Source organism: Arsukibacterium indicum, assembly GCF_019100565.1.
GTDB lineage: Bacteria > Pseudomonadota > Gammaproteobacteria > Enterobacterales > Alteromonadaceae > Alishewanella > Alishewanella indicum.
Genome location: NZ_JAHRID010000002.1, coordinates 262,043 through 274,583 on the forward strand (window position 1 = coordinate 262,043; position 12,541 = coordinate 274,583).

Genomic DNA, 12,541 nt, shown 5'->3' on the forward strand with positions numbered 1-12,541 from the left:
CTTGGGGTTACCAGAATACCGAAGCGGCTATCAGTAATACCACCACCAATAAAGCGCTGGCGCGCACCATATCAGCTGATGCCAACCGGTTCAGGGCACGCTCTGCATCGCGCCAGTTTAAAGTGACACGTGGCGCCTGCCATTGCCGGCGTGGCTGGTAAAGCCTTTGGAGCCACATCGACCACAACAACACAGCACTGCTGCGATCATAGCAGGGCTCTGGCAAACGCCATCGGCGCCAACGAACAATCCCTGTAACCAGCAGCGCCAGCAGCACTGGCCAGCTGACAGCCCATATTTTCGGTAATGTCAGGGTTTGCAGGCTAAGTTGCTGCAGCGGGTGCCATAGCCAGGGTAACAGAATAAGGATCAGAGCAAGCAACATCAGGCAGGCGCCCTGCCAGTATAACCCCAAAGCGGCTTCGCCCCCGCCAGAGTCATCACTCAGGTGCCGTTGTTGCCGGCGAATTGCAGCAGCCAGATGCAAAAATAACAGGGCGGTTAAAAAAGCCCCCGCACTTAATAACATTGCCATCAAGCCGGCATTCAGCCAGCCCGGCATCGGCATGGTACCAACCAGACTTTTCATCCCGGTTTTAATGGCCGCGCCACCAGTTAAAGGTAAAGCCATTAAAGCCAGCGCGGGCAGCCAGAACAGGATTTGCCAAAGCGCAGGCAGGCGTTGTTTAGCGTTTAATCCGGCATACAAAAAAAGTGCTCCCTTGGCAATAGCATGATGTGCAGCGTAGGCCATCAGCAGCGGCAGCACGGCAGCTGAACTGGAGGTCCAGGCCAGTGCGACCAGGACAATAACATAGCCAACCTGACTGACCGACGAATACGCCAGAATAACCTTAGGTTGGCGGTGCAACAAACTGGCCAGCACCCCAAAACCGGCCGAGAAGAAACCAAGCGATACCATATAAGGCACCCATTGCTGCAACAGCGGATCGCCTGCTGGTAGAAATACCACTAAACCCAGTACACCCGCCTTGATCATGGCACCAGATAACACCGCACTGGCCGGTGCCGGCGCTGCCGGATGAGCCTGCGGCAACCAGATATGCAGCGGCCAGAAACCGGCTTTCAGGCCAAGGCCGGCAATGGTTAGTAAAATCGTCAGGTGATCCAATGGCACCTGCTGCCAGCTTAGCCAATCGTATTGGCCTCCGGCTGCACTGGCCCGCAGGATCAACGCAGCAAACAATAACAACTCGCCAATGATGGCCAGTTGCAAATATAATCGGCCTGCCCGTCGCGCAGTTTTATCGCCGCTGTGAACCACCAGCCCATAGGCTGACAAACTCATAATACTAAAACCGATATAAAAACTGATCGCATCCAGCGCTGCAATCAACAGCATATTGCCGGCAAAACTCAGGGCAAAGAACAACCAGTACCGGCCTTGGTGCGCAGCCTTTGCCATGAACGTCAGGCTGAAGGCCGCAGCAACTAGCCATAAACTTAAACTGAAAACCCACCACAGTTGCTGCAATTCAGTTGCCAGGCCTAAACCGGCGCCGGGCCAGAGCCAGTCAGATAAATCAATCATACCTGAACTCCCGCTCGACAATTAGTTCAGCCCAGCTAAGCGGACTTATAACCGTGCTGGCAAAAAGCCCCATTAACACAATAAGTAACGCGGTAAATATTACCGGTAGCAACAACATCCAGTGTGTTTCAAATTTAGCTGACAATCGCTGCTCTGCTGGCCAGGGCTGTGCCTGGGGTGAAAACCATAACCGGTAAACAATAGGCAGAAAGTACGCCGCATTTAACAGGCCGGAAAAAACAAACACTAACAACATCAGCGGGTTGTCGGTAGCCACAGCACCCAGCCCCAGGTACCATTTACTGATAAAACCAGCGGTGGGCGGAATACCAATCATGCCAAGCGCGCCCAGCGTAAACGCAATAGAGGTAATCGGCATTCGCCGGCCAGCGCCATTTAACTGACGAATGGTATGCACACCCAGCGTCTCAGCATAGTTACCAGCGCAAAAAAACAGAGTTATTTTCATCACGCCCTGATGTACCAGATGCACCAGACCACCTACCGCAGCAAGAGGCCCGAGCATCGCCACCCCTGCGGTAATATAGGACACCTGACTGATGGTCGAATATGCCAGCCGCCGTTTGATATCCTGCTGTGCCAGTGCTCGCCAGGAGCCATATAAAATTGTCGCCGCTGCCAGCAACATCAAAGGTTCAGCCAGTTGCAGCAATTGCATACTGTCGACCCCGAACACATCATATACCAACCGGATAATGCCAAATGCTCCGGCCTTTACCACGGCTACCGCATGCAGCAAGGCGCTGACCGGCGCAGGTGCCACCATGGCCTGGGGCAGCCAGCCGTGCAACGGCAACAACGCCGCTTTTACACCAAGCCCTGCGATCATCAGGCCAAAAGCCAGTTGCAACAAACCAGCGTGCGCACTAATTACTGCACCGATATAACCTCCAGGCGTAAATTGCGGGCTCTGTACCATTGAATGCAGCAGCGCAACACCGGTCAGTAACAGCACACCACCAGCCAGGGTGTAGCTCAGATAACGTCGGCCGGCCGCCAGCGACTGAGGTGTGCCACGATGCACCACCAGCGGAAAGGTTGCCAGTGTTAACAGCTCATAAAACAATAAAAAGCTGACCAGATTACCAGACAGCGCCAGGCCTACTGTGGCACTGACACACAAGCTGAAATAGCCAAAAAACCGGGAGCGCAGCGGTGAGTTTTCCAGATAACCAATGGCATAAATCGTGGTTGCCAGCCACAGAACTGATGAAAGTGTGACAAACAACAGAGATAGTGCATCCCCTTGCAACACTAAATCAGCACCGGGTAAAAAGGGCACACTGAAATAAAAAGTCGCCCCACTACGCACCGCCTGCAGCATAATCAGCACCAGCACTAACTTTACCGTCACCCCTATCAGGTTTAGGCTTATCCGTAACTTAACCTGGTGCTCTTTCAGGGTAAAAATAACTAAACCGGGTAGCAGTGAGCTCAGAATTATAGCCAGTGGTAAGTAACTTAACCAAAATGTGCTCATCATGCCTCCAGCCGCAGCAATAACAGCAGATGCTCACTAAACAATGCCATCGCCCAGACCGCTAAGGCCGGCAGTAATGCCAGCCACTGCGGCAACAGCTGGGGCGAGAAATCCGGTGCCACCGGCTCAGCCCGATCAAATGCCAGCACAACTACCCGGAATACATAGGCTGCTGACAACAATGTGGCAAGCAGCAAGGCTAATGGCCAGAAGAATGACTGGCCCTGCTGCCAAATGCCTTGCAGCAAAGCCCACTTCGCCAGAAAACCACCACTGGGCGGCAGGCCGATTAAGCTGCCGCCGGCAACGGCGAAGGCAAACATAGCCAGCGGCATGGTCTGGCTGGCACCTTTTAGAATAGTCAGTCTTTTCCCACCCAGCGTGGCACTCATTTCACCTATAGCTAAAAAGCAAGCCGCTTTTGCCAGGGCATGAGCCAGTACAAATAACCATAACGCAGCAAAAATCAGCGGTTGCTTAAACATCAGCATCAGGCCCAGTGCCAGGGTGGCATAACCCAGTTGAGCCACCGTAGAATACGCCACCAGAACCTTGGCATAAGGGGTACGAAGCGCCGACCAGCCACCAAACAGCAGCGCACAAAGCCCGGCAAACGCAAATAATGACGCCATCGCCTGTGCCTGCTCTGTACTGGCCAGCCGCAGCCATAACAGGCATAGCATAAACAGCGGCCCCTTAACCACCAATGCCGACAGCAACGCACTTACCGGCGCCGGGGCGGCGGCATGAGCCGCCGGCAACCAGACGTGTAATGGCCACAGCGCAGCTTTTAACATTAGCCCCAGGCTCATTAGCAGCAAGGCACTGTTGGTCAGCCAGCTGGCCTGCCACTGGCTGGCCAAACCCTGAATGTCCAGCACGCCGTAAGCGCCATATAACAACACAACACCCAGCAGATAACACAGCGAGCCAAACAGGGATAAAAGCAGATAGTTAAGCGCAGGCTTAATCGCCGTTCGCCCGGATAAACTGACCAGCGCTACTGCCACCAGTGCCAGTAACTCCAGACATACGTACAGGTTGAATAAGTCCCTGGACAACCACAACGCGGTTAAACTGATCTGCAACAAACTACTCAGCGGCCAGAAACTCTGATGTAACTGATCCCGCACCCGGGTAGCAAAGGCATATAAGCCAACTAACAATTGCAGTAAAGCTGTCAGCAGAATAAGCAAACTGCTAAGGGTATCAGCCTGCCAGGCAATGGCCAGTCCGGCTGGCCAACCGGCCAGTAAGTATTCACGACTGCCCTGCCCGCTTACCTGCAGTAACAGTTGCAGCGCCAGCAAACTGCAGACAGATGCTGATAACAACGTCAGAAGTGGTGCCAGCCGTGGCCAGAGCAACATCAGCAATGCCGTTAACAGTGGCAACACCAGCAGCATTATCATCAGTGCTCCACCTCTTGCTGTGCTTTCTGCAATGTCCGCTTATGCGGCACTGTCGGCGCTGACGATGCCTGGCTAAGTCTGGCCAGCAAGGCCAGGGCAAAAGCTGTGGCACTAACGGCTACCACCAGCCCGGTCAGCACCAGGGCGTGCAGCACAGGATCGACTAAGCCGTTTGCGGCGCCGGGCACTGTCCCACGATAAGCCAGCACTACCATCAGCATAAAAACACCGGCACTAATGATGTTCAGTGCCAGAACCCGGCGCAGCACTTCAGGGCCGCTGATAAAACCATACAAGCCAATGGCGATAAGACTGGCCGCGGTTATCATAAAAAACATAACTGAACTGTCAGACGCCGCCATTAGTCGCCTCGCTGCTATCTTGCCGGGCCAGACTGAGATCAGTATCCGGTTGCTCAGCAACCACCAGCAAAGTCAGGGTAATAGCGATTGCCAGGGTGGCAAAAACTTCAATCAGCAAAATGATGTACTTGGCAAGCTGTGGTGGCCATTGCAGCCATTGTGGATCAGTTGCCTGATCTAACAGCAACCAGGCGAGCACTGCCGACATTGCAAATACCATCAGGCCGGCAACAGCAAAAAATCTAACCAGGATATTGCCCCACTTTAGCCAGGGCAATTGCTGGTTTAACTTCAACACTACCGCACCGGCTGCCAGTAGCGCCCCGGCCTGAAAGGCACCTCCGGGCTGATGGGCCCCGGCCCATAACAGATAACCAGCCAGTAAAATAATAACCGGCGCTAATAATTGGCTCCAGATACGGCTTAACTGCCAACTCGGTTGTAGCACCGGTTCGGGTGCAACCTGCAGGGTACCGATTAGCGCCAGTAGCAATACCAGTAGCTCAAGCAAAGTGTCCCAGGAACGATAGTTAAGCAGTACCGCGGTAACCGGATGGCTAACCCCGCTATCAGCCAGATACTGTAGCGCCTGCGAAGGCAACGGCCCCGGTTCTGCCGGCAACTGTAATAACGCCAGCAATAAGCCGCAAAAAATCACTACAATAAACACTGCTGGCCAGCAGCGTTGCGACCAGCCAAGCGTGGGGGTATTAACGAGCTGCCCTTGCCGCGCCAGCGCGCTAAAACATAATGCACCGGTTAAGCCGGCGCCAATAGCGGCCTCTGCCAGCGCTAAATCCGGCGCGGCCAGCCTGGCCCAGGCCAGTGCCATCAAAAGACCAAAAGCAATATATAAAATAACCGCATGACTGAGTTGACGGCTAAGCATGCTGGCAAGAGCCAGTGCCAGTAGCAACCCACACAGAACAAAATCGAATAGCAATACACTCATGCCTGCTCCTGCTTTGTTTTGCAAAAGCGGGCAAGCAACTGGCAGGATACGGTGCCAGAACAAAGCACCAGCAACCAAATCAATAGCATTAACAAATTCTGCCACCAGTTACAGTAAAACATCAGGCCGGCCACGACAGAACCCAGGCCCAGAGAGTCGGCTTTCGTCACCGCATGCAGCCGGCTGTAACTGTCCGGAAAACGCAGCATGCCAACACTGCCGGCGATAAAAAACAGGAGCCCTGCCAGCAGTAATCCGCTGCTGATCAACGTGCCTAACAAGTTTAGTTCGACAGCACCACTCATCCGCGCCCCTCCGGTTTGCCGCTAACCTGGCCAGAGCTGCGTTTTAACCGTTGCACCAGCGCCGCGGGTGCAGCTGCTGCCAGCACCGCCAATACCAAGGCAACATCTAACAGGGCGGGCTGGCTTAATGCCTGCGCCAGCACCAGACATATTGCCACACCGGTGGTACCAAAAAGCTGAACAGCCAGCAGCCGGTCTAGTAAAGCCGGGCCCTTAATTACCCGCCGTAAACCCAGCAACATGGTTAAAAGCAGCGCCCCTGCCAACAACATCATTGCGGAAACTCCTCACGGTTTTCCGCCAGCAGTAAGCGGGCCAGCTGCTGCTCCAGAGCAGCAATACTGGCTTGCCAGTCTGCTTGCTGGTCCAGAACATGCACCAATATCTGGTTCGGTTGCCCCGACTGCCGTTCAATCCTGGCACTGCAGGTACCGGGCAGTAAGCTAATCATCGTGGCCAGCAAGCGCTGACTGGCCGGCTGAGATAAACGGCTGGGATAATGTTGCCAGCCAGGCGCGAAATGCCGCCCAGGCGCCAGCGCCCGCCAGCCGACATCAAAAGCACCCAACACCAACTGCCAAAAGAAGAACAGCATAAAACCAGGCAGCACAGACAGCCGCAATGCCGGCAACGTTATAGGGGAAAACTGCAACCAGAAAAGAATAAGTAACCACAGCGGCAGAAAAAAAAGCCATCCCTGATTTTGGGTTAATGCCGCCCAGCAAAGAGCAGCCATTATGCTTAGCGGAACACTATTTAGCAGTCGTCGATTTAGCATTAGCGAATATTCCTTTTGACCGCAACCTGAGCAATACTATTGAAGATACTGTAAAAACTCAAATAAAGGGTTACTTTTACCCACTGCGCTTTTGGTGATATGGTTTTACAAACTAAGTAACAGGAGCCTTCACTATGCGAGACGATCTGCATTTAAAGATCCGCCATTTAGCCCCTTCAGACTACCCTCAGGTTAAAGCGTTAATGGATCGGGTATATCATGACATCGGAGGCGCCTGGCCTGAACACACCATCAATAAACTGATTAAAGACTTTGCCGAAGGCCAGATCTGCCTGATTGACCATGACGACATTATTGGCCTCGCATTAACGGTGCAGGTAAAGTATGACAAGTTCAGCAACCCTCATACCTACGATGATTTAATCGGCAAGCGGGAAACCATTCTGCATGATAAAACCGGTGATGCGCTGTACGGCCTCGATTTAATGATCCACCCGGATTACCGCGGTTACCGGCTGGGCCGGCGTCTGTATGATGCCCGCAAAGATCTGTCCCGTCAGTTGAACCTGCGGGCTATTTTAGCCGGCGGCCGTATCCCTAATTATCAGCAGCACAGCAAACAGATGTCAGCCGCAGACTATCTGGAAGCAGTGAAATGCCGGGAAATTTACGATCCCATTTTAAGCTTTCAGTTATCAAATGACTTTCAGTTAAAACGGCTGTTGAAAAAATACCTGCCGGAAGATGAAAGCTCGCAGGGCTACGCCACCTTACTGGAGTGGAATAATATTTTTTATGAGCCGGTGCAAGCCGGGTTCAACAACCGGAAAAGCCAGATCCGGGTTGGTGCCGTGCAATGGCAGATGCGTGAGGTGGCATCGGTTGAGCAGGTGTTGCAACAGGTTGAATACTTTGTTGATGCGCTGGCAGATTACCAGAGCGACTTTGCCCTGTTTCCGGAGTTTTTTAACGCAGCATTAATGGGCTTATGTCCGGACAAGGCAAACCAGACTGCTGCCATTCGATTTTTAGCCGGCTTTACCGAGCAGTTTAAAGCAGCCATGTCTGATATGGCGGTCAGTTACAATATCAATATTATTACCGGTTCAATGCCGGTACTTGAAGGTGACACCCTGTTTAATGTCAGCTTTTTATGCCGGCGGGACGGTACTATTGATTGCCAGAGTAAAATTCATATCACGCCGCACGAGCGACGCGACTGGGTTATTGAAGGCGGCGACAAACTACAGGTATTTGACACCGATGCCGGCAGGGTTGGCATTTTAATTTGTTACGATGTTGAATTTCCGGAGCTAAGCCGGCTGCTGGCTCAACAGGATATGGACGTATTATTTGTGCCGTTCTGGACCGACACCAAAAATGGTTTCTTAAGGGTTAAACATTGTGCCATGGCCCGGGCTATTGAAAATGAATGCTATGTGGTCATTTGCGGCAGCTGCGGTAACTTGCCGCAAGTTGACAACCTCGACGTGCAATATGCGCAGTCGGCAGTCTTCTCGCCGTCTGATTTTGCCTTCCCGCATGACGCGGTAATGACTGAAACCACCCCCAACACCGAAATGATGATGTTTTCTGATTTAGATTTGGACAGGCTTAAACAAATTCGCAATGAAGGGTCGGTAACGAACTTAAAAGACCGCCGGCATGATCTGTATCAAGTAAACTGGCTGAACCTGCTACCCGATTAGCCTTAAGTCTAAGTGGCAGCGTGCTGTTTTTTCGCTAAGGTAACGAAAACCGCAGCCACAAGGACAATGCGTATGTCTTATCAAACTGAATATCAGGCTGCCTGCCGGCAGCCGCAACATTTCTGGGCCGAAAAAGCAAACCGTCTGGCCTGGTATAAAAAGCCAGAGCAAATTTTGCATATTAAAGGCGACCAATACCAGTGGTTTGCCGATGGTGAATTAAATACCACCTATATGGCACTGGACTACCATGTTGAACAAGGTCGCGGCAGCCAGACCGCATTAATTTATGATTCACCGGTTACCGGCAGCAAACAACAATTCAGCTATCAGCAACTGACCGATGAAGTCGCACTTTTTGCCGGCGTATTAAAAGCACGTGGCGTGACAAAGGGTGATCGGGTAGTTATTTATATGCCAATGATCCCGCAGGCCGTCATCGCCATGCTGGCGGTTGCCCGGCTGGGCGCAGTGCACTCGGTGGTGTTTGGCGGTTTTGCCGCGCACGAGCTGGCGCTGCGGATAGATGACGCCAGCCCGAAAGTGATTGTTGCCGCTTCATGCGGTATTGAAGTTAACCGGGTTATCGCATACAAACCACTATTAGATAATGCGCTTAAGCTGGCCGGGCACAATCCTGATAGCTGTATTATCTGGCAACGGCCACAGTTGACAGCCGAACTGCAACCCGGGCGGGATCTTGACTGGCAACAGCTGTTACATCAGGCGCAGCCAGCGGCCTGCGTGCCAGTAAAAAGCACCGATCCGCTGTATATCCTGTACACCTCTGGCACCACCGGCAAACCGAAAGGCGTGGTCCGGGACAATGGCGGCCATGCTGTAGCGCTGCATTACAGCATGCAGGCCATTTATGGCATGACGCCGGGTGATGTGTTCTGGGCGGCTTCCGATGTTGGCTGGGTAGTCGGCCACTCTTATATCGTTTATGGCCCTTTACTGGCCGGCTGTACCAGCGTCCTGTACGAGGGCAAACCGGTGTATACCCCGGATGCCGGTGCGTTCTGGCGGGTATGCGCTGAATACAACGTAAAAGCATTGTTTGCTGCACCAACAGCCTTTCGGGCCATCCGCAAAGAAGATCCGGACGCAACGCTATTAAGCCAATTTGATTTAAGCGGCTTAGAACGCATTTATATGGCCGGTGAACGGCTCGACCCGGCGACCTATGACTGGACCGTTACCCACACTGGTAAGCCGGTAATCGACCACTGGTGGCAAACCGAAACTGGCTGGGCAATTTGCGCCAACCCGGCCGGCATTGAGCTGTTACCTGGCAAAGCCGGCTCAGCCACAGTGCCGGTACCGGGCTTTCAGGTAGCAATTCTTGATCATAACGGCCAGCCGCTTCCGGCTAACCAGCAAGGCAATATCGCGCTAAAACTGCCGCTGCCTCCGGGCTGCCTGAGCACCATCTGGCAAAATCCGGAGCGCTTTATCAGCGGTTATTTGCGCCAGTTCCCGGGTTATTATGCCAGTGGCGATGGCGGCTATCTGGATGACGACGGTTATCTGTATGTGATGGGCCGCACCGATGATGTGATTAATGTTGCCGGTCACCGCTTATCAACCGGCGAAATGGAAGAAATTGTTGCCAGCCACCCGGCCGTAGCCGAGTGTTGTGTTATTGGCCTGGCTGATCCGCTAAAAGGCCAACAACCCGTTGGTTTTGTGCTGCTGAAAAATGGAATAGAGATAACCGAGCAACAGCTGCAAAGCGAGCTGGTACAACTGGTTCGCGAGCAAATTGGCGCCCTGGCCTGCTTTAAACAGGCATTGATTGTGCCGCGTTTGCCGAAAACCCGCTCGGGTAAAATACTGCGCAAGTTACTCAGACAAATTGCAGACGGTGAAGACTATGTGGTGCCATCTACCATTGACGATCCGGCTAGCCTGGCAGATATTGCCCGCTGTATGACAGCACGTGGCCTGATGGCTAATCAAGCTGATTAAGCCGGCAATACTGATCGCCCCATAGGCATTGGCAGTAATAAATGGTTATAATAACGGCCTGCAGCAAAAGCGGCCGTTATACCCTAAATTTGCCAACAGGAACAAACCATGTTGTATTTTTCCAGCCATAACATTCCGGAGTTACAAGGCCTGAATTTTGACCAGCGGATGCAGGTAGTGCGTGCTGCTGCCGACAAACTGCCTACGCCAACCAAAGTAGGCTTAAATACACTAAAACTCATTATTATATTCGGCTTGTTTATTCTGGTTGCCCGGGCAGAAGGCTGGGCGATTCTGGGCTATGCCCTGCTGATAGCGCCGCTATACCTGTTAATTACCCGCCCTATTACCTTTGCCCTTTGCCAAAGCCGGTTAAGCGCGGTACGCCAGCAAATTTTTGCAAAAAATGAAGCGGCACAAACTGGCGAATAGACCTCGAAATCAGTAAAGCAAAAAAGAAAACCCGCATAATGCGGGTTTTTCTGTAACTAAAATCCGGCCGCTGATTAATTAAACCCGATATAGCTGAAGAATACTGTCAGCATGTTATAGCCAAAATAGATGGTCAGCACAGTGTTAACAAAAATAATTGCCAGGATCACCGGGATAAAGGTACCCAGCGAAAAGTTAACGTATTTTTGTAAAAATGAGCCGGCAAAGCCCGGGTTGCCTTCAATCATTTCGGCATCCAGGTTTTGCTTTTTCCAGCGGTAAATCACAAATAAACATAACAACAGGCCATTTAGCGGCAGTATTGTTTCATAGAACATGTCGTAAATCAGCGCAAAAAACGACTTGGGATTGCCACCATAACTTAGGATATTGCTTAGCCAGTCAACCCGGCCAAACGACAGCGCACTGATCATAGCCAGCACAATCATCGCGCCACCAAGTGAATAGAGTGCCTTACGCCGGCTGAGGCCTTTGCCATCCATAATACTGGCTACAGGTACCTCAATTATCGACACCAGTGACGTCATCGCTGCAAAGAACACCAACAGGAAGAAGAACGAAGCAATAAAAGATGCACCAAAATAGCCAATATCTGCTTGCAGCGCTAAAAAGATTTTTGGCAGAAACATAAAAATCATGCCAATGCTTGACTCTGACAACTCGCTGATTTCAATATCCGGGTTAAAGGAAAACGCCGCTGGTAAAATTAATAAACCTGAACAACAAGCAACCAACAGCGACAATGCTGCGACCATTTTGCCGGCAGACACAATATTATTGTTTTTCTGAATGTAGGAGCCGTAAGTAATTAAAATACCCATCGCCAGCGACAGCGAGAAAAAGGCCTGGGCCAGCGCACCATTTAATACGTTACCGTTTATTTTACTAAAGTCCGGTACCAGGAAGAACTTAACCCCCAGCATGGCGTTATCCAGGGTCAGTACGTAAACTACCAGGGCAATTAACATTACAAATAAGGTAGGCATTAACACGGTAGTGGCTTTTTCAATGCCTTTTTTCACGCCGCCCTGCAGAATTAAAAAGGTCAGGCCTACCACTATCGCCATATATACAAACAGCTCGTTACTGTTAATAAAAACATCAAAGCCAGCGGGGTCAGCCAGCAGATCCAGCTGGCCCATCATCGCTTTACCCAGATAACCGGCTATCCAGACCGTAATCACCAGATAAAACACCCCAATCATAAAGGGAGTAATAACCGACAACCAGCCAACGGTGCGCCAGGCCCGGTTCTGGCCAATTTCAGTATAGGCGCCCAGTGGGTTTTGCCGGGTATGCCGACCCAGGCTCATTTCGGCCAGCATCACCGGTAAGCAGACAAAAAAAACAAAAATGGCGTAGATAATTAAAAAAGCGGCACCGCCGTTTTTACTGGCCATCACCGGAAAAGCCACCAGGTTACCTATGCCGACAGCCGACCCGGCGGCGGCCAGAATAAACCCCAGGCTGGAGCTGAATTGTTCACGTTTCATTGGATTGCGGACTCCCTGAATCTTTTTATTAGAATGGTTGTTTTAATATTTTTATCATGTTCGCACAGCATGCTAACAGCAGGCTGCGGCAA

At 51.9% G+C, this 12,541-nt stretch carries 12 protein-coding genes; 3 read left to right on the forward strand and 9 right to left on the reverse strand.

Going from position 1 to position 12,541, the window contains the following annotated elements; translation table 11 throughout:
* Nucleotides 1–7 precede the first annotated feature (7 nt).
* From KQY15_RS05715 to KQY15_RS05750, 8 genes are read right to left on the reverse strand one after another with little or no spacing between them, the layout of a single operon-like run.
* On the reverse strand, nt 8–1,552 hold the full coding sequence (locus KQY15_RS05715; RefSeq protein ID WP_217668105.1) for a proton-conducting transporter transmembrane domain-containing protein: 1,545 nt from the start codon (nt 1,550–1,552) through the stop codon (nt 8–10).
* A complete protein-coding gene (locus tag KQY15_RS05720; RefSeq protein ID WP_217668107.1) occupies nt 1,545–3,053 on the reverse strand; it encodes a complex I subunit 5 family protein in 1,509 nt (502 codons plus the stop codon). Before KQY15_RS05720 ends, KQY15_RS05715 begins: the two co-directional genes overlap by 8 nt.
* Nucleotides 3,053–4,465, reverse strand: a complete 1,413-nt coding sequence (locus KQY15_RS05725; protein WP_254795461.1) for a complex I subunit 5 family protein — start codon at nt 4,463–4,465, stop codon at nt 3,053–3,055. The genes KQY15_RS05720 and KQY15_RS05725 overlap by 1 nt, the downstream gene beginning before the upstream one ends.
* Complete coding sequence (locus tag KQY15_RS05730; protein ID WP_217668109.1) at nt 4,465–4,827, reverse strand: NADH-quinone oxidoreductase subunit K; 363 nt, start codon at nt 4,825–4,827, stop codon at nt 4,465–4,467. The genes KQY15_RS05725 and KQY15_RS05730 overlap by 1 nt, the downstream gene beginning before the upstream one ends.
* Nucleotides 4,814–5,779, reverse strand: a complete 966-nt coding sequence (locus KQY15_RS05735; RefSeq protein WP_217668111.1) for a hydrogenase subunit MbhD domain-containing protein — start codon at nt 5,777–5,779, stop codon at nt 4,814–4,816. Before KQY15_RS05735 ends, KQY15_RS05730 begins: the two co-directional genes overlap by 14 nt.
* Nucleotides 5,776–6,060 carry a cation:proton antiporter gene (locus KQY15_RS05740; RefSeq protein WP_217668520.1) on the reverse strand — a complete coding sequence of 95 codons (285 nt, stop codon included), beginning with the start codon at nt 6,058–6,060 and terminating at the stop codon, nt 5,776–5,778. Before KQY15_RS05740 ends, KQY15_RS05735 begins: the two co-directional genes overlap by 4 nt.
* A gap of 20 nt (nt 6,061–6,080) precedes the next feature.
* Entirely contained in the window at nt 6,081–6,359 is a 279-nt protein-coding gene (locus KQY15_RS05745) for an MrpF/PhaF family protein (RefSeq protein ID WP_217668113.1), read from the reverse strand.
* On the reverse strand, nt 6,356–6,862 hold the full coding sequence (locus KQY15_RS05750; RefSeq protein WP_217668115.1) for a Na+/H+ antiporter subunit E: 507 nt from the start codon (nt 6,860–6,862) through the stop codon (nt 6,356–6,358). Before KQY15_RS05750 ends, KQY15_RS05745 begins: the two co-directional genes overlap by 4 nt.
* A gap of 134 nt (nt 6,863–6,996) precedes the next feature.
* On the opposite strand from KQY15_RS05750, the gene KQY15_RS05755 reads away from it, so the two are divergent.
* The 3 genes from KQY15_RS05755 to KQY15_RS05765 all read left to right on the forward strand — a co-directional run bounded on the left by KQY15_RS05755 (nt 6,997) and on the right by KQY15_RS05765 (nt 10,935).
* Nucleotides 6,997–8,532: a bifunctional GNAT family N-acetyltransferase/carbon-nitrogen hydrolase family protein gene (locus KQY15_RS05755; protein ID WP_217668117.1), complete on the forward strand. Its 1,536-nt coding sequence runs from the start codon at nt 6,997–6,999 to the stop codon at nt 8,530–8,532.
* A gap of 72 nt (nt 8,533–8,604) precedes the next feature.
* Nucleotides 8,605–10,503: a propionyl-CoA synthetase gene (locus KQY15_RS05760; RefSeq protein ID WP_372449310.1), complete on the forward strand. Its 1,899-nt coding sequence runs from the start codon at nt 8,605–8,607 to the stop codon at nt 10,501–10,503.
* Between the two features lie 108 nt (nt 10,504–10,611).
* Nucleotides 10,612–10,935: a DUF6170 family protein gene (locus KQY15_RS05765; protein ID WP_217668121.1), complete on the forward strand. Its 324-nt coding sequence runs from the start codon at nt 10,612–10,614 to the stop codon at nt 10,933–10,935.
* Between the two features lie 74 nt (nt 10,936–11,009).
* Here KQY15_RS05765 and KQY15_RS05770 read toward each other — a convergent pair whose 3' ends face one another.
* The gene (locus tag KQY15_RS05770; protein ID WP_217668123.1) at nt 11,010–12,449 is read right to left on the reverse strand and encodes a sodium-dependent transporter; all 1,440 of its coding nucleotides are present in this window, start codon (nt 12,447–12,449) and stop codon (nt 11,010–11,012) included.
* Nucleotides 12,450–12,541: the final 92 nt, after the last annotated feature.

Bases quoted from the DNA above. Each gene is read 5' to 3' on its own strand.
- KQY15_RS05725 (WP_254795461.1), bottom strand. From the start codon at position 4,465: ATGATAATGCTGCTGGTGTTGCCACTGTTAACGGCATTGCTGATGTTG.
- KQY15_RS05770 (WP_217668123.1), bottom strand. From the start codon at position 12,449: ATGAAACGTGAACAATTCAGCTCCAGCCTGGGGTTTATTCTGGCCGCC.
- KQY15_RS05715 (WP_217668105.1), bottom strand. From the start codon at position 1,552: ATGATTGATTTATCTGACTGGCTCTGGCCCGGCGCCGGTTTAGGCCTG.
- KQY15_RS05745 (WP_217668113.1), bottom strand. From the start codon at position 6,359: ATGATGTTGTTGGCAGGGGCGCTGCTTTTAACCATGTTGCTGGGTTTA.
- KQY15_RS05735 (WP_217668111.1), bottom strand. From the start codon at position 5,779: ATGAGTGTATTGCTATTCGATTTTGTTCTGTGTGGGTTGCTACTGGCA.
- KQY15_RS05720 (WP_217668107.1), bottom strand. From the start codon at position 3,053: ATGAGCACATTTTGGTTAAGTTACTTACCACTGGCTATAATTCTGAGC.
- KQY15_RS05765 (WP_217668121.1), top strand. From the start codon at position 10,612: ATGTTGTATTTTTCCAGCCATAACATTCCGGAGTTACAAGGCCTGAAT.
- KQY15_RS05760 (WP_372449310.1), top strand. From the start codon at position 8,605: ATGTCTTATCAAACTGAATATCAGGCTGCCTGCCGGCAGCCGCAACAT.
- KQY15_RS05755 (WP_217668117.1), top strand. From the start codon at position 6,997: ATGCGAGACGATCTGCATTTAAAGATCCGCCATTTAGCCCCTTCAGAC.
- KQY15_RS05730 (WP_217668109.1), bottom strand. From the start codon at position 4,827: ATGGCGGCGTCTGACAGTTCAGTTATGTTTTTTATGATAACCGCGGCC.
- KQY15_RS05750 (WP_217668115.1), bottom strand. From the start codon at position 6,862: ATGCTAAATCGACGACTGCTAAATAGTGTTCCGCTAAGCATAATGGCT.